Source organism: Virgisporangium ochraceum, assembly GCF_016863655.1.
Lineage (GTDB): Bacteria > Actinomycetota > Actinomycetes > Mycobacteriales > Micromonosporaceae > Virgisporangium > Virgisporangium ochraceum.
Map to the genome: position 1 here is coordinate 1 of NZ_BOPH01000125.1, position 19,054 is coordinate 19,054.

The window sequence follows — 19,054 nt, forward strand, 5'->3', positions numbered from 1 at the left end:
AACGATCAACAGAGAACCGAACCCCGCGAGGGCAGAGCGTCCGAACCACAGTCACACACCACGACCGCACACGAACGTCCATCCGGGCCCAACGACACCCGCATGACGGGTCCAACGGCCCTGGGCCGATTGCCGTCCGGCACCCACCATGGGGATCGGCCCGGTGATCTCCCCCCGTGAGGTCGTCCTCCGAAGGTGAGGCGGGGACCGCTGCACACCTGGTAGGACGGGCTTTCCGGACCTGAGGAGGTGCCCATGGCGGGTGGAACCGACGGTGCCGAACGGGCGTTGCTGGCCTTCGGCGGGCTCGTGCGCCGGGCGGAGGTCTCTCCCGACGGGCGGGCGCTGTACCAGGTCGGCGGACGGGAGGCCGACGCGTTCTACCGCGACCGGTGGTCCTACGACAAGGTCGTGCGCTCCACGCACGGGGTGAACTGCACCGGCTCGTGCTCCTGGAAGGTGTACGTCCGCGACGGCATCATCACCTGGGAGCAGCAGCAGACCGACTACCCGAGCGTCGGGCCCGACCGGCCGGAGTACGAGCCGCGCGGCTGCCCGCGGGGTGCCGCGTTCTCCTGGTACACGTACTCGCCGACGCGCGTGCGTTATCCCTACGCGCGCGGGGTGCTGGTCGAGCTGTACCGGGAGGCCAAGGGCCGCCTCGGCGACCCGGTCGCGGCGTGGGCCGACATCCAGAACGACCCCGAACGGCGGCGCCGGTACCAGCGGGCCCGGGGCAAGGGCGGGCTGGTGCGGATCTCGTGGGACGAGGCGCAGGAGATGATCGCGGCCGCGCACGTGCACGCGATCGCGACGTACGGCCCCGACCGCGTGGCGGGGTTCTCGCCGATCCCGGCGATGAGCATGGTCTCCCACGCCGTGGGCGCCCGGTTCCTGTCGCTGATCGGCGGCAGCATGCTGTCGTTCTACGACTGGTACGCCGACCTCCCGGTCGCGTCGCCGCAGATGTTCGGCGACCAGACCGACGTGCCCGAGTCCGGCGACTGGTGGGACGCGTCCTACCTGATCATGTGGGGCTCCAACGTTCCCGTGACCCGTACACCCGACGCCCACTGGATGGCCGAGGCCCGCTACCGCGGCCAGAAGGTCGTCGTCGTCTCGCCGGACTACGCCGACAACGTGAAGTTCGCCGACGACTGGCTGCCCGCCCAGCCGGGCACCGACGGCGCGCTCGCCATGGCGATGGGTCACGTGATCCTCAAGGAGTTCTTCGTCGACGGGCGCACCCCCCGCTTCGTCGACTACGTCCGCCGCTACACCGACCTGCCGTACCTGGTGACCCTCGACCGGCACGGCGACGGGTACCGGCCGGGCAAGTTCCTGACCGCCGCCGACCTCGGTGAGACCGGCGCCGAGGCGGCGTTCCGCCCGGTGCTGTGGGACCTGGCCGCGGGCGCGCCCGCGGTGCCGAACGGGTCGCTCGGGCACCGCTTCGGCGAGACCGGCGTCGGCAGGTGGAACCTCGACCTCGGCGCCATCCAGCCGCAGCTGACCTGCGCCGGCGGTACACCCGTCACGGTGGCGCTGCCGCGCTTCGACGGCGACGCGCCCGCGGTGATGCACCGGGGCGTGCCCACCACCACCGTGGCCGGGCGGCTGGTGACCACCGTGTTCGACCTGATGCTGGCCCAGTACGGGGTGGCCCGGCCGGGTCTGCCGGGGGAGTGGCCGGCCGGCTACGACGACCCGGCGCAGCCGTACACGCCGGCGTGGCAGGAGCCGATCACGGGCGTTCCGGCCGCCGCGGTGACCCGCATCGCGCGCGAGTTCGCCGACAACGCCGACCGGTCCGGCGGCCGGTCGATGATCCTGATGGGCGCCGGCACCAACCACTGGTTCCACTCCGACACGACCTACCGGGCGATGCTGGCGCTGACCACGCTCACCGGGTGCCAGGGCGTCAACGGCGGCGGGTGGGCCCACTACGTCGGGCAGGAGAAGTGCCGGCCGGTCACCGGATGGTCGCACCTGGCGTTCGGGCTCGACTGGTCGCGGCCGCCGCGCCAGATGATCGGGACCGCGTTCTGGTACACCCACACCGACCAGTGGCGCTACGACCACTACGACGCCGGCGTCCTGGCGTCTCCGCTCGGCCGGGGCACGTTCGCGGGCCGGCACACCATGGACCTGATCGCGCAGTCGGCCCGGCTCGGCTGGATGCCCAGCATGCCGACGCTCGACCGCAACCCGCTCGACGTCGCCGACGAGGCGCTCGCCGCCGACCCGGAGAACCCCGCCGCGCACGTCGCGCGGGAACTGGTCGACGGCCGGCTCGGCTTCGCGTGCACCGACCCGGACGCGCCGGAGAACTGGCCGCGGGTGCTCATCGTGTGGCGGGCCAACCTCCTCGGGTCCTCCGCCAAAGGGAACGAGTACTTCCTGCGTCACCTGCTCGGCACCGACTCGAACCTGCGCGCGGCCGAGACCCCGCCCGACCAGCGCCCGCACGACGTGACGTGGCGCGACGACGCGCCGGAGGGCAAGCTCGACCTGTTGCTCAGCCTCGACTTCCGGATGACGTCGACCACGCTGTTCTCCGACATCGTGCTGCCGGCCGCCACCTGGTACGAGAAGCACGACCTCAACAGCACCGACATGCACCCGTTCGTGCACGCGTTCACGCCGGCCATCAGCCCGCCGTGGCAGACCCGTACCGACTTCACCGCGTTCCACGGCATCGCGAAGGCGTTCTCCGCGCTGGCGAAGGACCACCTCGGCGTCCGGCGGGACCTCGTCGCGGCGCCGCTGCTGCACGACACCGCCGACGCGTTGGCGACGCCCGGCGGCGTCGTCCGGGACTGGAGGACCGGCGAGGTCGACGCCGTGCCGGGCCGCACGATGCCGAAGTTCGTGGTGGTCGAACGCGACTACGGCGCCGTCGCCGAGAAGCTGGCCGCACTCGGTCCGCTGCTCGACCGGCTCGGTACCACGACCAAGGCCGTCACCGTCGACGTCGGTCCCGAGATCGAGCAACTGAAGTCCATCAACGGCACCGTGCGCGGCGGCGTCGCCGACGGTCGGCCGCGGCTGGACACCGACGTGCGCGCGTGCGAGGCGATCCTCCTGCTGTCGGGCACGACCAACGGACGCGTGGCCACGCAGGGGTTCGAGGCGCTGGAGCGGCGGACCGGACAGCGGTTGGCCGACCTGGCCCGCGAGCACGAGGGCAAGCAGATCCGGTTCGCCGACACGCAGTCGCGGCCGGTGCCGGTCATCACGAGCCCGGAGTGGTCGGGCAGCGAGCACGGCGGCCGGCGGTACTCGCCGTTCACCATCAACACCGAGCGGCTCAAGCCGTGGCACACGCTCACCGGCCGGCAGCACTTCTACCTCGACCACGACTGGATGCAGGAGCTCGGCGAGGAGCTGCCGGTGTTCCGGCCACCGCTGGACATGCACAAGCTGTTCGGCGAACCGCGGCTCGGTCCCAAGGGCGAGCTGGAGCTGACCGTGCGGTACCTGACGCCGCACTCGAAGTGGTCGATCCACTCCGAGTACCAGGACAACCTCATCATGCTGACGCTGTCGCGCGGCGGTCCGACGATGTGGATGTCCGAAGTGGACGCGGCGAAGATCGGCGTCGCCGACAACGAGTGGATCGAGGCCGTCAACCGCAACGGCGTCGTGGTGTGCCGGGCCGTCGTCACGCACAAGATGCCCGAGGGGACCGTGTACATGTACCACGCGCAGGAGCGGGTGATCGACGTGCCGAAGGCGGAGACCAACGGTCGCCGCGGCGGCATCCACAACTCGCTGACCCGGCTGCTCATCAAGCCCAGCCACCTCATCGGCGGGTACGCGCAGCTGTCGTTCGCGTTCAACTACCTCGGTCCGACCGGAAACCAGCGCGACGAGGTCACCGTCGTCCGCCGGCGCTCGCAGGAGGTGCAGTACTGATGCGGGTGATGGCGCAGATGGCGATGGTGATGAACCTCGACAAGTGCATCGGGTGCCACACCTGCTCGGTGACGTGCAAGCAGGCGTGGACCAACCGGTCCGGCGTCGAGTACGTGTGGTTCAACAACGTCGAGTCCCGCCCCGGGCAGGGCTACCCGCGCACCTACGAGGACCAGGAGCGGTGGCAGGGAGGCTGGGTCCGCACCCGGCGCGGCAAGCTGCGCCCGCGCGCCGGTGGCCGGCTCCGCAAGCTGTTCAGCATCTTCGCCAACCCCAAGCTGCCGTCGATGGGCGACTACTACGAGCCCTGGACCTACGACTACGAGCACCTGCTGTCGGCGCCGGCCGGCGACGACACCCCGGTCGCGCGGCCGAAGTCGTTGCTGACCGGGAAGGACACGACGGTGACGTGGTCGGCCAACTGGGACGACTCGTTGGCCGGCGGCAACGAGATCGCGGCCGGCGACCCGGTGCTGCGGCAGGTGTCCGACCGCGTGAAGCAGGAGTACGAGAAGGCGTTCCTGTTCTTCCTCCCGCGCATCTGCGAGCACTGCCTCAACCCGTCGTGCGCCGCGTCGTGCCCGTCCGGCGCGATCTACAAGCGGGCCGAGGACGGCATCGTGCTCGTCGACCAGGACCGGTGCCGGGGCTGGCGCATGTGCGTCACCGGCTGCCCCTACAAGAAGGTGTACTTCAACCACCGCACCGGCAAGGCGGAGAAGTGCACGTTCTGCTTCCCCCGCATCGAGATCGGCCAGCCCACCATCTGCTCGGAGACGTGCGTCGGCCGGCTGCGCTACCTCGGTCTCATGCTCTACGACGCCGACGCGGTCGCGGAGGCCGCGGCGGTGGAGGACGAGAAGGACCTGTACGCCGCGCAGCGGTCGGTGTTCCTGGACCCGCACGACCCGGAGGTGGCCGCCGCCGCGGGCCGCGCCGGGATCCCGGACGACTGGATCGACGCCGCACGCCGGTCACCGATCTGGGACCTCATCGTGAAGTACGAGGTGGCGCTGCCGCTGCACCCGGAGTACCGCACGATGCCGATGGTCTGGTACATCCCGCCGCTGTCGCCGGTCGTCGACGTGCTGCGCGACACCGGCCACGACGGCGAGAACGCCGGCAACCTGTTCGGCGCCGTCGACGCGCTGCGCATTCCGGTCGACTACCTCGCCGGGCTGTTCACCGCCGGCGACCCCGCGCCGGTGCGGGCGGTGCTGAACCGCCTCGCCGCGATGCGCGCCTACCAGCGGCGGGTCAACCTCGGCGAGCCGCGCGACGAGTCCATCGCCGCGGCCGTCGGCATGACCGGAGCCGGGATGGACGACATGTACCGCCTGCTCGCGATCGCGAAGTACGAGGAGCGTTACGTCATCCCCGCCGCGCACGCCGAGGACGCGCACCGCCTGGAACAACTGGGTACCGAGTGCCCCGTGGCGTCCTCCGGACCGTTCGGTGAGGCGTCCGGCACCCCGGCACCGATCGACGTGGAGAACTTCCACATGCTGCGCGAGCGGCAGACCGCCGACGAGGTCACCGACGTGCCCAGAAGGGTGAACCTCCTGACGTGGGACGGCAGGGGCCGTCCCGCCGGGATGTTCCCACCGAAGCGCGACGAGAGCGACCGGTGACGATCCCCTGGCGTGCGGTCGCGGCCCGTTCCGCGTCGCTCCTGCTGCGCTACCCCGACGACACGGTGCTCGCCGCGCTGCCCCTGATCCTCGACGTGCTCCCCGGCCTGCCGGCCGAGGTCGGCACGCCGCTGCACACCGTGGCACGGCACCGCCTCGGAACTGGAACCCGTGAGCTGCAGGCCGAGTACGTGGAACTGTTCGACTTCCGCCGCCGCTGCGCCCTGCACCTGACCTACTACACGTGCGGCGACACCCGCCGGCGCGGCGAGGCGCTGGCGAACGTCGCGGCCGTCTACAAGGCGGCGGGGTTGGAGGTCGTCGACGGCGAGCTGCCCGACCACCTCCCGGCGCTGCTCGACCTCGCCGCGGCCGATGCCGCCGGGGGATCGGGCTGGCGGCTGCTGCGCGAGTACCGGGTCGGTCTCGACCTCCTCGCGACGGCGCTGGAGCGGTCGCTGTACCGGCACGCGATCCAGGCCGTGCGCGCGATGCTCCCGCCCGCCGGCCCGGCCGAGCTCGCCGCGGCCGCCCGCCTCGCCCGTGCCGGCCCGCCGCAGGAGCAGGTGGGCCTGGAGCCGTACGGGCTCGTCGACACCACCGGAGGTCGCAGGTGAACACCGACGTCCTGCTGTGGGCGGTCTACCCGTACGTCGCGGTGGCCGTGCTCGTCGGCGGGCTCATCTGGCGCTACCGGTACGACAAGTTCGGGTGGACCACGCGGTCCTCGCAGCTGTACGAGACCGCCGTGCTGCGCTGGGCCAGCCCGATGTTCCACTTCGGCGTCCTCCTGGTGCTCGTCGGCCACGTCGGCGGTCTGATGGTCCCGAAGTCCTGGACCGAGGCCGTCGGCGTCACCGAGCACGCCTACCACCTGATGGCCGTGTTCATCGGCACCGTCGCCGGGCTCTGCACGCTGATCGGCATGGCGCTGCTCATCGCACGCCGCCGGTTGACCGGCCCGGTGTTCGCCGCCACGACGAGGAACGACAAGGCGATGTACGTGGTGCTGGGCGGCGTCATCGTTCTCGGCCTGTGGGCGACGGTGAAGGCGAACGTCGCCGGCGGTGGCTACGACTACCGCGAGACCGTGTCGCCGTGGTTCCGGTCGCTGTTCGTCCTGCGACCGGACCCGGACCTGATGGCCGGGGTGCCGGCGAGCTTCCGGGTCCATGTCGTCGCGGCGTTCGCGCTCTTCGCGTTCTGGCCGTTCACCCGGCTGGTGCACGCGTTCAGCGCGCCCGTCGGTTACCTCACGCGTCCCTACGTGGTCTACCGCAGCCGTGACGAGCGTTCGCGCCCCGGGTTGCGTCCGTCGCGACGCGGATGGGACGGGAGTGGCAGATGAGAACCCGCAACCTGGTCGTCGCGACCCTCGGTTTCACCGTCAACTTCTGGGCGTGGGCGCTGATCGGCCCGCTGGGCCCCGGAATCAAGGAGCGCCTGGGTCTCAGCTTCGCGGCGCAGTCGCTGCTCGTCGCCGTGCCGGTCGTGGTCGGTTCGCTCGGCCGCATCCCGGTCGGCGCGCTCACCGACCGGTTCGGCGCCCGCGTCATGTTCCCGGTCCTCAGCCTGCTGACGATCGCGCCGGTGCTGACGCTCACCGTCGTCGAGAGCTACCCGGCCCTCATCGTCGCCGGCTTCTTCCTCGGCCTCGGCGGCACCACGTTCGCGATCGGGGTCCCGCACATCTCGGCGTGGTATCCGCCGTCCCGCAAGGGTTTCGCGCTCGGCGTGTTCGGCATCGGCACCGGTGGCACGGCGATCGCCAACTTCACCACCGTCAAGCTGGCCGACGCCTACGGAAGGAACACGCCGTTCGTCCTCGTGGCCGCCCTGCTCGCCGGCTACGCGGTGCTGGCGTTCGCCGTGCTGCGTGACGCGCCGGGCCGCACCGCGCCGGCCGGGTCGGCGTTCGCGCGCACCGTCGAGGTCGGCCGGCTGACGGTCACCTGGCAGTTGTGCTTCCTGTACGCGGTCGGCTTCGGCGGGTTCGTCGCGTTCAGCGTCTACCTGCCCGCGTACCTGCGCACGGTCTACGACCTGAGCACCAACGACGCCGCGCTGCGCACCGCCGGGTTCGTCGTGCTCGCGGTGGCCGCGCGCCCGACCGGCGGCTGGCTGTCCGACCGGTTCCATCCGGTGCCGGTGCTCGTGTGGTGCTTCTCGGGTGTCGCGGTGTTCGCGATCATGCAGGCGTTCCAGCCGCCGCTGATTCCGGTGGCGACCATCGCGTTCCTGTCCATGGCCGCGCTGCTCGGCGCCGCGAGCGGCGCGGTGTTCGCGCTCGTCGGCAAGGTCGCGCCGGCCGACAAGGTCGGGTCCGTCACCGGGGTCGTCGGTGCGGCCGGCGGCCTCGGCGGCTTCGTCCCGCCTCTGATCATGGGCTGGGTGTACGGCGTCGAGGGCTCGTACGCCATCGGTCTCATGCTGCTGTCCGACGTCGCGTTGGCCGCCGCGGTCTACACCGCGGTCCGGATGCGCGGCCTGTCCACCACGTCCGCCGCCGGCGGCGTCTCACCGCCCGTCGCGGCACGGGCCGAAAGCTAGGGGACCGCGTGCGCACGCACTCATTGACCGACCTCGCCGCCGAGCACCTCGCCGCCGCCCGCTCCGCCGCCAGCGGGCGCAGCGCGAAGACCGTCGTCGGCGGCCACGACCGGGCTCTCCGGCAGACCCTCATCGCGCTGGCCGCGGGGCACCGCCTCGACGAGCACGAGAACCCCGGTGAGGCAACGGTCCACGTCCTGCGCGGCGAGGTCCGGATGGTCACCGGCACCGAAGCCCACGACGCCACCACCGGCGACCTGCTCCCGGTACCTGACGCCCGGCACAGCCTCGAGGCCCTGACCGACAGCGTGGTGCTGCTGACCGTGGCATTCGCTCCATAGCCGAGGTCACGACCCGAGCCTTGCGAGTGCCGCCGGGATGCGTGACGGTGCCGCGGCCAGGAGCGTGGCCTCGATCTGTGCCCAGGGCAGGCCCGGTGGCAGACCGATCATCGTGATGTCGGCGGTGTCGGCCCACCGGTCCAGTTGCTGGCGCACGGTGTCGGGATGGCCGTACGCGGTGAACTCGTCGAGCAGGGGTTCCGCCGCGTCGGGGACGACGCCGGCGCCGCGGTGCTGCAGCGGGTTGGCGGCCCGGGTCAGGTCGACCTCGGCGCCGAGGCCCTGCGCGGTGACCAGGGCCGGGTAGAGGTCGCCCATCCGGGCCATGTACTGGGCGGTGCACGCGGCCACGGCGGCCCGTGCGTCGTCGACGTTCCGGTCGACCACGGTGAAGGGGCCCGCGGCGATGGTCATGGTGCGGCCCTGTCGCAGCGTGGCGGCCAGTTCCCGGCAGCGGTCGCGGCGCAGGTAGATCGGGTACCACCCGTCGGCGAGGTCGGCGGCCACCGGCAGGGTCCGCTCGCCGGTGGCGGCCATCCAGATGGGCACGTCGGCCGCGGCGGGCAGGCCGAGCCGCAGCGCCCGGGCGCCGGGCGCGTGGCGCAGCGCCGCCCGGTCACCGGCCAGCAGCGCGCGGACGGCCGTGGCGACGTCGCGGAGCCGGCCGGCCGGGTCGGTGAACACGGTGTCGTGCCAGCCCTCGACGAGCTGCCGGGTACTGGCTCCCAGCCCGAGGATGAACCGGCCCTCGGAGAGCTGGTGCAGGGTGGCGGCGCTCATCGCGATCGTGGCGGGGCTGCGGCCCCACACCGAGAGGATGCCGGCGAGCAGCCGGATCCGCGACGTCTTCACGGCGATCTCGGCCAGCACGACCGTGGCGTCGAGGCCCCATCCCTCGGCCACCGAGAAGACCTCGTACCCGAGGTCGTCGGCGAGCAGCGCGGTCCGCACGATGACATCGCGCCGGACCTCCATCGGGGTGAGGGCCACCCCGCGTCGGGTGTTCAGGTTTGGCATGCACGAAAGGTAGGTCCGCCGGCGCGGGAGCGAATCGGTCGTCCTACCTACCCGGGCCGCTCCCGGCCGGGCGGCTTCCCGACACTCCCGAGCTGGCCGCCGCGGGAACTACCTAGCCGGCGGCCGACCACACGGCGATCTGGGCGCGGGTGCGGACCCCCAGCTTGTTGCGCAGGTGCTCCAGGTGCGCGTCGACCGTGCGGACCGACACGCCGAGCCGGCGGCCGATGTCGGCGTTGGTCAGGCCCGCCGCGAGGAGCGCGGCCACCTGGCGTTCCCGCGCGGTGACCGGCTTCGTGGCGGTCACCGCGCCGGCGGCGGGCGCGTGCCGGTCGAGGAACGACCGGATGGCGCCGACGGCGGCGTCGACCCGCTCGGCGTAGATCGGCTGTGCCCGGCCCTCCAGCGCCACGAGCTGCGCGCCGGGGATGAGCCCGGCCATGCGGCGGCCGAGATCGAACGGCACGGCCCGGCTGCCGCGCCGGTGCAGGACCAGCGTGGGCACCCGGATCGCGGGCAGTACCGCGCCGACGCGCATGCGGTAGTACATGTCCAGGAGGTCGGCGGCCATCCCGGCGGTCGCGGCGCCGCGCTGCAACCGGGCGAAGCCGGCGACGGACTCCGCCGGGGCGTCGGGCAGCCAGATGTCCGCGAGGACCCGGGATCCGAGACCCCAGTGCGCCCGCACCGTCGACAGGACCGAGGCCCGCACGTCGGCGGGTGCGAGCTGCCCGCCGTCGGCGCAGCTGCCGTAGACCAGCAGGGCCGTCACGGCGTCGGGACGCCGGGCCGCGTGCGCGGCCGCCACCTGCCCGCCCTCGCACGACCCCAGCAGGGCGTAGCGGTCGAGGCCGAGCTGGCCGGTCAGCGCGTCGAGGACAGCCAGCTCCGACTCCAGCGTGAAGTCGTCACGGGACCGGTTGGACAGGCCGCAGCCGACCCGGTCGTACCGGATGACGGTGTACTCCCGCGCGAGCTCCTCGACGAACCGGCGGTGGTCGGGCAGGTCCCACATCAGCTCCAGGTGGGAGATCCAGCCGAGCAGGTAGACCAGCGGCGGACCGCTGCCGGTGACCGAGTACGCGACCTGGCCGGCCGGCGTGGATACGAACCTCACCAGGTCAGCGTGCCAGCCCGGCCGACCGGGAGCGGCGACGAGTTCCCGACAGTAGAATGGACCCGCCCAATCGATCGATCGATAGAGTGGTGGAGATGACCGGGGTCGACGCCGTGCGTCAGGCGGCCGTGTCGCTGTTCGCGCGGCAGGGCTACGCCGGCACCGGCATCCGCGAGCTGGGCCGCGCGGTCGGCCTCACGTCGGCCACCCTGTACCACTACGCCGGCGCCAAGGAGGACCTGCTCGCCGGCGTCATGCGCGACGCGCTGGCCGAGCTGCTGCGGTCGGCGCGCGACGCGGTGGACGGCCCCGGCGTCCCGGACGGCCCGGCCGTCCAGCTCGCCCGGCTCGTCGCCGTCCACGTGGGCTTCTCGGCGGTCAACCCGCAGACCACGCGGGTCACCGACCACGAGGTCCGGGCGCTGTCCCCGGCCACGCGGGCCGAGCTGGTCGGCATGCGCGACGACTACGAGGCGATGTTCGCCCGGGTGCTCGACCGCGGCGCCCGCACGGCGGTGTTCGCGCTGACCGACGTCCGGCTGGCCCGGCTCGGCCTGCTCGGGATGTGCAACGGCGTGGCGAACTGGTACCAGTCGGGCGGGCGGGTCGACCTGGAGACCCTGCAGGAGCGCTTCATCGAGTTCACCTGCCGCATGGTCGGCACCCCCGTCCTGCACCTGGCGGACCTCGGTCCCCTCGCCCCACCGGTGCGGCTGGCCTGCGAGCCGCCCACCTCGACGACGTCACGGGAGGAATCCGCATGACCACCGCAGCCGCGCTGCGCAGCACCGTCGACCCGGGTGGTGAGCAGGCCGTCCGCAACGCGGAGTCGCACCGGGCGCTCGTCGCCGACCTCAACGCCCAGCTCGCCACGGCCCGGCTGGGTGGACCGGCGCGGTCGCGGGCGCGGCACGTCGAGCGGGGCAAGATGCTGCCGCGCGACCGGGTCGACTCCCTCCTCGACCCCGGGTCGCCGTTCCTGGAGCTGTCGCCGCTGGCCGCGCACGGCCTCTACGACGGCGACGCACCGGCGGCCGGGATGATCACCGGGGTCGGGCGGGTGTCGGGCCGGGAGTGTGTGGTGGTCGCGAACGACGCCACGGTCAAGGGCGGCACCTACTACCCGATGACGGTCAAGAAGCACCTGCGGGCGCAGGAGGTGGCGCTGCACAACCGGCTGCCCTGTATCTACCTGGTCGACTCGGGCGGCGCGTTCCTCCCGCGGCAGGACGAGGTGTTCCCCGACCGCGAGCACTTCGGGCGGATCTTCTACAACCAGGCGCAGATGTCGGGCCTCGGCATCCCGCAGATCGCCGCGGTGCTGGGGTCGTGCACGGCAGGCGGCGCCTACGTGCCGGCGATGTCCGACGAGGCGGTGATCGTCCGCGACCAGGGGACGATCTTCCTGGGCGGGCCGCCGCTGGTGAAGGCGGCCACCGGCGAGGTGGTCACCGCCGAGGAGCTGGGCGGCGGCGACCTGCACTCGCGGGTCTCGGGCGTCACCGACCACCTGGCCAACGACGACGCGCACGCCCTGCGGATCGTCCGGTCGATCGTGTCGACGCTGGGACCGCGCGCCCCGCGCCCCTGGGACGTGGCGCCGACCGAGGCCCCGGTGGTCGACCCGGCCGACCTGTACGCGGCCGTGCCGACCGACTCCCGGATCCCGTACGACGTGCGCGAGGTGATCGCGCGGGTCGTCGACGGGTCGCGACTGCACGAGTTCAAGGCCGGGTACGGCACGACGCTGGTCACCGGGTTCGCGCGCATCCACGGCCACCCGGTCGGGATCGTGGCGAACAACGGGATCCTGTTCTCCGAGTCGGCGCTCAAGGGCGCACACTTCGTGGAGCTGTGCGACCAGCGCGGGGTCCCGTTGGTGTTCCTGCAGAACATCTCCGGGTTCATGGTCGGCCGCGAGTACGAGGCCGGCGGCATCGCGAAGAACGGCGCGAAGATGGTCACCGCGGTGGCGTCGACGCGGGTCCCGAAGCTGACCGTGGTGATCGGCGGCTCGTTCGGCGCCGGGAACTACGCCATGTGCGGCCGGGCGTACTCGCCCCGGTTCCTGTTCATGTGGCCCAACGCGCGGATCTCGGTGATGGGCGGCGAGCAGGCCGCCACCGTGCTCGGGACCGTCGGCCGGGTGGACCCCGACGTCATCCGCGCCCAGTACGAGACGCAGGGCCACCCGTACTACTCGACCGCCCGGATCTGGGACGACGGCGTCATCGACCCCGCCGACACCCGCATGGTCCTGGGCCTGTCGCTGTCGATCGCCGCCAACGCGCCGCTGGCCGAGCCGGCCTTCGGCGTCTTCCGGATGTGAGGACCCCGACCATGTTCTCGACTGTTCTCGTGGCCAACCGCGGGGAGATCGCGGTGCGGGTCATGCGCACGCTGCGCCGGCTGGGGATCCGGTCGGTGGCGGTGTACTCCGACGCGGACGCCGGCGCTCCGCACGTCGCCGCGGCCGACGTGGCGGTGCGGCTGGGGCCCGCGGCGGCGGCGGAGTCGTACCTGTCGATCGACCGGGTCATCGACGCGGCGAAGGCCACCGGGGCGGAGGCGATCCACCCCGGCTACGGCTTCCTGTCCGAGAACACCGCGTTCGCGGCCGCGTGCGAGCGGGCCGGCATCGTGTTCGTCGGGCCGCCCGCGTCGGCGATCGAGGCGATGGGCGACAAGATCCGCGCGAAGGAGACCGTCGCCAAGGCCGGCGTCCCCGTCGTGCCGGGCTCCGACGGCTCGGGGCTGTCCGACGACGAGCTCGCGCTCGCCGTCGAGCGGGTCGGCTACCCGGTGCTGCTCAAGCCGTCGGCGGGTGGCGGCGGGAAGGGCATGCGCGCGGTCCACCGGGCGGAGGACCTGCGTGACGCGATCGCGTCGGCCCGCCGCGAGGCGAGGGGCTCGTTCGGCGACGACACGCTGCTGGTCGAGCGGCTGGTCACCAACCCGCGGCACATCGAGCTCCAGGTTCTCGCCGACACCCACGGCACGGTCGTGCACCTGGGCGAGCGGGAGTGCTCGCTGCAGCGGCGGCACCAGAAGATCGTCGAGGAGGCGCCGTCGCCGCTGCTCACCGCCGACCAGCGGGAGGCGATGGGCGCCGCCGCGTGCGAGGCCGCCCGCGCCTGCGGCTACGCCGGTGCGGGCACCGTGGAGTTCATCGTCGACGGCAACCGCCCCGACGACTGGTTCTTCATGGAGATGAACACCCGGCTGCAGGTCGAGCACCCGGTCACCGAGGAGGTGTACGGCGTCGACCTGGTCGAGGCGCAGCTGCGGGTCGCGGCCGGCGAGCGGGCGCCGTGGCCGGCGGTCCTCCGACCCGACGGACACGCGATCGAGGTCCGCGTCTACGCCGAGGACCCCGCCGCCGGCTTCCTGCCGACCGGCGGGCGCGTCCTGGCCTGGCGCGCGCCGGCGGGCGTGCGCACCGACGCCGGGATCGCGGAGGGCGGCGTGGTCGGCTCCGACTACGACCCGATGCTCGCCAAGATCATCGCGCACGGGCCGGACCGGGCCGCCGCGATCAGACGGCTCGACGCCGCCCTCCGCGACACCGTGCTGCTCGGCCTCGGCAGCAACCTGGCGTTCCTGCGCGCGCTGCTCGCCGACCCGGACGTGCGCGCCGGGAACCTCGACACCGGCCTCGTCGAACGCAGGCTCGCCGACCTCACCGCCCGGGAGGTGCCCGACGACGTCCTCGGCGCCGCGACCGGCATCGCCCTGCTCGGGCTGGAACCGTCCGCACCGGTCGTGGACCCGTTCGACATCCCCGGCGGTTGGCGCCTGGGCGAGGACGCCTGGACCACCCGCACCCTGGAGGTGCAGGGCCACGCCCCCGTCGAGGTCCGCTCCCGCGGCCGCGCCGCCGACGCCGAGGTGTCCATCGCCGGTGGGGCGCCGGTGCGCACCTCGACGGGTCCACGCATCCATTCCCAGGACGGGGTGAGCCGGACCTACGTCGCGGCCCGCGCCGCCGACGGCACGCTGTGGATCGCCCGCGACGGCCACACGTGGGCGATCCGCGAGCACGAGGCGCTCGACGCCGCCGCCTCCACCGGCGCCGCGGGCGCCGGCGGTCCGGTGCTCTCGCCGATGCCCGGCACCGTGACCGTCGTCGAGGTCACCGAGGGCCAGCAGGTGTCGGCGGGGCAGCGGCTGGTCGTCGTGGAGGCGATGAAGATGGAGCACGTGCTCACCGCCCCGGTCGACGGCACGGTCAGCGACCTGCGGGCCCGCGCCGGTGCCACCGTCGCGAAGGACGCGGTGCTACTCGTCCTGCAGTAGCCGGGAGATCCCGCGTGCGGCGGCGCGCACGGTCGGGGTCACGCCGCGGACCGCCGCCGCCGAGCTGCCGCGCACCACCACCGACAGGGCGGCGACGACCGTGTCGCCGGCGGTGACGGGCGCGGCGACCGACACCGCGTCGTCGGTGACCTGGCGGTCGCTGACGGCGTAACCGGTGCGGCGGACGTCGGCCAGCAGCCGTCGCAGCCGGCGCGGGTCGGTGACCGTGTGCGCGGTGAACCGGGTCAGCGGCGCGGCCAGCACCCGCTCCTGCACGTCGGGCGGCGCGTGGGCCAGGAGCACGAGCCCGACCCCGGTCGGCGGCATCGCGAAGCGCCCACCCACGCGGGTCAGCACGGCGACGGCGTCACGGGCGGCGAACCGCTCGACGAACACCACCTCGTCGTGGTCGCGCACGGCCAGTTGCACGTTCTCGTGCGTCACCTCGTACAGGTCCTCCATGAACGGCAACGCGGCCTCGCGCAGGCCGAGGCCGCGCGGGGCGAGCGCGCCGAGCTCGAACACCCGCAGGCCGATGCGGTAGCGCCCGTCGGGGCCGCGTTCGAGGCCGCCCCAGGCGACCAGTTCGGCGACCAGGCGGTGCGCGGTCGAGACCGGCAGGCCGACGCCGCGGGCGATCTGGGACAGCGTGAGCGCGGGCCGGTCGCGGGAGAACGCGTCGAGGACCGCGAGCAGCTTGCCGCCCGCGCTCGCACGGGTCAGAGGTCCAGGACCAGTCTCGGCCCCGCCGCCCGGGACACACAGACGAACATCGTGTCGTTGGCCGCCCGTTCGTCCGGGGTCAGCAGCGAGTCCCGGTGGTCGACCCGGCCCGCCAGCACCGGCGTCTCGCAGGTTCCGCACGTTCCCTCCCGGCATGACGAGAGCACCTCGACCCCGGCCTCCTCGAGCGCCCGCAGCACAGACTGGTTCGGCGGGACGGTCAGGGTCAACCCGCTCGCGGCGAGCTCCACCTCGAACGCCTCCAGCGGGCCGGCCGCGGCGCGGGGCGCGAACCGTTCGACGTGCAGGCTGCCGGCCGGCCAGGCCGCGCACCGCCGTTCGACGGCCGACAGCAACGGTTCCGGCCCGCAGCAGTAGACCGCGGTGCCGGCGAGGGGACGGCCCAGGACGCGGTCGAGGTCGATGAGGCCCACCTCGTCCTGCGGGTACAGGGTCGCGCGCGCGCCCAGCGCGTCCAGGAACGCCATCGACCGGCGGCTGCGGCCGCCGTAGTGCAGGTCCCAGTGCGCGCCCGCGGCCGCGACGGCCGCGACCATGGGAACGATCGGGGTGACGCCGATGCCGCCGGCGATGAACAGGTAGCGCGGCGCGTCGACGAGCGCGAAGTGGTTGCGCGGCCCGCGGGCGTCGACCACGGTGCCCTCCCGCACGGCGTCGTGCACGTGTGCGGACCCGCCGCGCCCGTCCGGTTCCCGCAGGACCCCGATGCGCCACGTCGTGCGGTCGGCCGGGTCCCCGCACAGCGAGTACTGCCGGACCATGCCACCGGGCAGCCGCAGGTCGATGTGCGCGCCCGGGTCCCAGGGCGGCAACGGTGCTCCGGTCGCGTCGGCGAGGTCCAGCACGGCGACGCCCTCGGCGCCGGCCACCCGGCGGGTGACGCGCAACCGGAGGTCCACCTCGTCGCGCACTGTCAGGCCGGGACGGTGGGGCGGCGGCGGATGAGCGCCGGATCGGTGACCAGATGAGCCGGCGGCTCCGCTGGCGTTTCGACCGGCTCGGTTACGGATGCGTGCGCCGGATGCGCCGACAGCCACTCCCACAGCCGCACCGGATCGTCGGCCTCGGCCCGCGCGCCGCAGTGGCACGTGCCGTGGAGACGGTCGGAGCCCGGCAGCCAGCCGACCCGGGTCCGACGGCTCACGCCGGGCCGGCCGCTCACGGCGCACCGGCCGCGAGGCGGGCGATCATCTTCCGGGCGGCCAGGCCGCCCGTGTCGATGTTGATCGACAGTTCCTGGTAGCCGTCCGGCTCGCCGGTCAGCACGCGCTCCAGGACGTTCAACGCCGCCACGTCCTGGAGCACGACGGTGCGGTTGCTCTCGCGCAGGAAGTCCGACACCTGCTCGTCGTCGAGGGCGAAGTCGCGGGCGACGGCCCAGAAGTCGTGGGTCGACGACTCCGTCTCCGGGGTGATCGCGTACACGACCTCGACGTGGAACGCGTCCGGGTCGGTGCCGTCGGCGTTCGGGAGCACGCCGACCGGTGCGACGCGGCTGTGGAGCGTGTAGAGGCACGGCGGGGTGAACTCGATGTCCTGCCAGCGCGTGATCCGCCCGGTGATGCCGGTGCTCTTCGCGTAGAACGGCGGGCAGGCGGCGTCGGCCATCCGCCGGGAGACGTGGACGACGCCGGCCGCGTCGTCGACCTCGGTGGTGATCGGGGTGTCGGCCACCTCGGGCGTGCCGATGTATCCGCCGTGCAGATACGTCTCGTGCGACAGGTCCATCAGGTTGTCGACGAGCAGGCTGGCGCGCGCCGCGAGCGGCTCCATGCCCGACACGGTCGTCCAGCCCGCCATGTCCAGCCACGGCGCCCGCGGGACCGGCAAAGTCGCCGCGCTGTGCGGGTCACCGATGAACACCCACACGAAGGAGTCCTGTTCGACGACCGGATACGTCCTGAGCCGCGCCGTACGCGGGATCCGGGTCTGGCCGGGGACGGCGACGCACACGCCGTCGGCGCCGTAGGTGAAGCCGTGGTAGCCGCAGACGACGGTGTCGCCGACGAGGTGGCTGGGCGGTTCCGACAACGGGAACCGGCGGTGCACGCAGCGGTCGCTCATCGCGGTGACCCGGCCGTCGCCGGTGCGCCAGAAGAGGATGGACTCGCCGCAGACCGTGCGGCTGAACGGTTCCCGGCCGACCTCCCGGCCGAATGCCGCCACGTACCACTGGTTGCGCACGATCGAGGTCATGGGCGTCAGTGTGGGCGCGGTCACGACCCGGCGGAAGCGACATTTCCGCCTGGCGGAAATGTTCCGCCGTGCGCGGCCATGACACACTGGCCGCCGTCCATCGATACGGGGGAGAACAGCAATGGGCATGGTCATGTCGTTCCATCGGGTCACGCCGGACGAGCTCGCGCGGGTCGTGGAGGATCCCGGGTGCGTCGACGACATCCTGGAGGCCGCCGGGGAGCGGGCGCAGGCGGACGGGAGCCCGGACGGTGACCTCGACAAGTCGTGGGCCGGGCTCGACTTCCTGCTGGCCGCCGCGGACGTGCCCGTGGACATCGAGGACGGCGTCATGGACTACCTGGACGACGACGGCACCGTGTCCGTGTGGGACGCGACGAAGGTCGCCGAGGCCGCGCGGGTCCTCCGCTCGACCCCGTTCGGCGAGCTGGCCCGGCATCACGACCCGGCGCGGATGACCGAGCTGGACATCTATCCCGGCATCATCTGGGTACGCGACGGCGACGAGGCGCTGGACTGGCTGCGCGAGTGCTACGAGGCCCTCGTCGCCTTCCTCGACGACGCGGCGTCGCGGGGCTGCGCGGTGGTCAAGACCTTCGGGTAGGTCCGCGGGCACTAGCCTGAGCGGTGTGAACTGGTTGGAGGTCGTCGGCTGGGTCGGGTCGGCGTTGCTGGTCTGGTCGTTGCTGCAGACCGGGATCCTGCGGCTGCGCGCCCTGAACCTGGTCGGCTGCCTCATCCTCATCGGCTACAACGGCGCCCTGCGCGTGTGGCCGATGGTCGGCCTCAACGTGGTGCTCGCCGTCATCAACATCGTGTACCTGTACCGCCTGCTGACCACCCGGCACGACGAGCGCGAGTACGAGGTCGTGCGCGTCGGCGTCACCGACGAGTTCCTCGCGCACACGATGCGGGTCCACGGCGCCGACATCGCCCGCTTCAACCCCGGCTTCCGCTGGGACCCGGCCGCGCCCGACCGGGCGGCGTTCCTCGTCGCCCGCGGCGACGAGGTGGTCGGGGTGATGCTGGTCCACCTGCTCGGCGACGGAACGGCGCGCGTGGAGCTCGACTACGTGACGCGGCGGTACCGCGACCTGACCCCGGGCGAGTTCGTGTACCGGCGCAGCGGCCTCCTGGCCGGCCTCGGCGTCCGGCGGGTCACCACACCGCCGGGAATGGTCGCCCCGTACTACGGTCGCCTCGGCTTCCGCCGCGACGGCGACGCCTACGTGCTGACCCTCTGA

Annotated in this window: 17 protein-coding genes; 11 read left to right on the top strand and 6 right to left on the bottom strand. The window is 73.0% G+C overall.

Annotated features, from left to right (window positions below):
• Positions 1 to 255: 255 nt before the first annotated feature.
• From Voc01_RS43425 to Voc01_RS43450, 6 genes are read left to right on the top strand one after another with little or no spacing between them, the layout of a single operon-like run.
• Positions 256 to 3,918 carry a nitrate reductase subunit alpha gene (locus Voc01_RS43425; protein ID WP_203933594.1) on the top strand — a complete coding sequence of 1,221 codons (3,663 nt, stop codon included), beginning with the start codon at positions 256 to 258 and terminating at the stop codon, positions 3,916 to 3,918.
• Positions 3,918 to 5,549 (top strand): nitrate reductase subunit beta, encoded by a 1,632-nt coding sequence (gene narH / locus Voc01_RS43430; RefSeq protein ID WP_203933595.1) that lies wholly within the window; start codon positions 3,918 to 3,920, stop codon positions 5,547 to 5,549. The genes Voc01_RS43425 and narH overlap by 1 nt, the downstream gene beginning before the upstream one ends.
• A complete protein-coding gene (gene narJ / locus Voc01_RS43435; protein WP_203933596.1) occupies positions 5,546 to 6,166 on the top strand; it encodes a nitrate reductase molybdenum cofactor assembly chaperone in 621 nt (206 codons plus the stop codon). Before narH ends, narJ begins: the two co-directional genes overlap by 4 nt.
• Positions 6,163 to 6,897 carry a respiratory nitrate reductase subunit gamma gene (gene narI, locus Voc01_RS43440; protein ID WP_203933597.1) on the top strand — a complete coding sequence of 245 codons (735 nt, stop codon included), beginning with the start codon at positions 6,163 to 6,165 and terminating at the stop codon, positions 6,895 to 6,897. Before narJ ends, narI begins: the two co-directional genes overlap by 4 nt.
• Positions 6,894 to 8,099 carry an MFS transporter gene (locus Voc01_RS43445; RefSeq protein ID WP_239160913.1) on the top strand — a complete coding sequence of 402 codons (1,206 nt, stop codon included), beginning with the start codon at positions 6,894 to 6,896 and terminating at the stop codon, positions 8,097 to 8,099. The genes narI and Voc01_RS43445 overlap by 4 nt, the downstream gene beginning before the upstream one ends.
• An 8-nt stretch (positions 8,100 to 8,107) precedes the next feature.
• On the top strand, positions 8,108 to 8,440 hold the full coding sequence (locus Voc01_RS43450; RefSeq protein WP_203933599.1) for a cupin domain-containing protein: 333 nt from the start codon (positions 8,108 to 8,110) through the stop codon (positions 8,438 to 8,440).
• A 6-nt stretch (positions 8,441 to 8,446) separates the two neighbouring features.
• On the opposite strand, the gene Voc01_RS43455 is transcribed toward Voc01_RS43450, so the two are convergent.
• Both Voc01_RS43455 and Voc01_RS43460 read right to left on the bottom strand, forming a co-directional pair.
• On the bottom strand, positions 8,447 to 9,457 hold the full coding sequence (locus Voc01_RS43455; protein WP_203933600.1) for an LLM class flavin-dependent oxidoreductase: 1,011 nt from the start codon (positions 9,455 to 9,457) through the stop codon (positions 8,447 to 8,449).
• 112 nt (positions 9,458 to 9,569) lie between these two features.
• Entirely contained in the window at positions 9,570 to 10,574 is a 1,005-nt protein-coding gene (locus Voc01_RS43460; RefSeq protein ID WP_203933601.1) for an alpha/beta fold hydrolase, read from the bottom strand.
• Between the two features lie 95 nt (positions 10,575 to 10,669).
• Between Voc01_RS43460 and Voc01_RS43465 the strand changes: the two genes are divergently transcribed.
• Genes Voc01_RS43465 through Voc01_RS43475 form a run of 3 tightly spaced genes read left to right on the top strand, consistent with a single transcriptional unit; the run spans position 10,670 to position 14,870 of the window.
• Positions 10,670 to 11,338, top strand: a complete 669-nt coding sequence (locus Voc01_RS43465) for a TetR/AcrR family transcriptional regulator (protein ID WP_203933602.1) — start codon at positions 10,670 to 10,672, stop codon at positions 11,336 to 11,338.
• Complete coding sequence (locus tag Voc01_RS43470; protein ID WP_203933603.1) at positions 11,335 to 12,903, top strand: carboxyl transferase domain-containing protein; 1,569 nt, start codon at positions 11,335 to 11,337, stop codon at positions 12,901 to 12,903. Before Voc01_RS43465 ends, Voc01_RS43470 begins: the two co-directional genes overlap by 4 nt.
• Positions 12,904 to 12,914: 11 nt before the next feature.
• Positions 12,915 to 14,870, top strand: a complete 1,956-nt coding sequence (locus Voc01_RS43475) for an acetyl/propionyl/methylcrotonyl-CoA carboxylase subunit alpha (protein ID WP_203933604.1) — start codon at positions 12,915 to 12,917, stop codon at positions 14,868 to 14,870.
• Here Voc01_RS43475 and Voc01_RS43480 read toward each other — a convergent pair.
• The 4 genes from Voc01_RS43480 to Voc01_RS43495 are packed head-to-tail and all read right to left on the bottom strand — an operon-like array spanning position 14,853 to position 17,810.
• Complete coding sequence (locus Voc01_RS43480; RefSeq protein WP_239160921.1) at positions 14,853 to 15,635, bottom strand: IclR family transcriptional regulator; 783 nt, start codon at positions 15,633 to 15,635, stop codon at positions 14,853 to 14,855. The two genes, Voc01_RS43475 and Voc01_RS43480, sit on opposite strands and share 18 nt — an antisense overlap.
• Complete coding sequence (locus Voc01_RS43485) at positions 15,590 to 16,525, bottom strand: PDR/VanB family oxidoreductase (protein ID WP_239160914.1); 936 nt, start codon at positions 16,523 to 16,525, stop codon at positions 15,590 to 15,592. Before Voc01_RS43485 ends, Voc01_RS43480 begins: the two co-directional genes overlap by 46 nt.
• A 2-nt stretch (positions 16,526 to 16,527) precedes the next feature.
• Positions 16,528 to 16,758, bottom strand: a complete 231-nt coding sequence (locus tag Voc01_RS43490) for a hypothetical protein (protein ID WP_203933605.1) — start codon at positions 16,756 to 16,758, stop codon at positions 16,528 to 16,530.
• 14 nt (positions 16,759 to 16,772) lie between these two features.
• Positions 16,773 to 17,810 (bottom strand): Rieske 2Fe-2S domain-containing protein, encoded by a 1,038-nt coding sequence (locus Voc01_RS43495; RefSeq protein WP_203933606.1) that lies wholly within the window; start codon positions 17,808 to 17,810, stop codon positions 16,773 to 16,775.
• A 133-nt stretch (positions 17,811 to 17,943) separates the two neighbouring features.
• Here Voc01_RS43495 and Voc01_RS43500 point away from each other — a divergent pair, with 133 nt between their 5' ends.
• The gene (locus Voc01_RS43500; RefSeq protein ID WP_203933607.1) at positions 17,944 to 18,414 is read left to right on the top strand and encodes a YfbM family protein; all 471 of its coding nucleotides are present in this window, start codon (positions 17,944 to 17,946) and stop codon (positions 18,412 to 18,414) included.
• A gap of 25 nt (positions 18,415 to 18,439) precedes the next feature.
• Complete coding sequence (locus Voc01_RS43505) at positions 18,440 to 19,054, top strand: hypothetical protein (RefSeq protein WP_203933608.1); 615 nt, start codon at positions 18,440 to 18,442, stop codon at positions 19,052 to 19,054.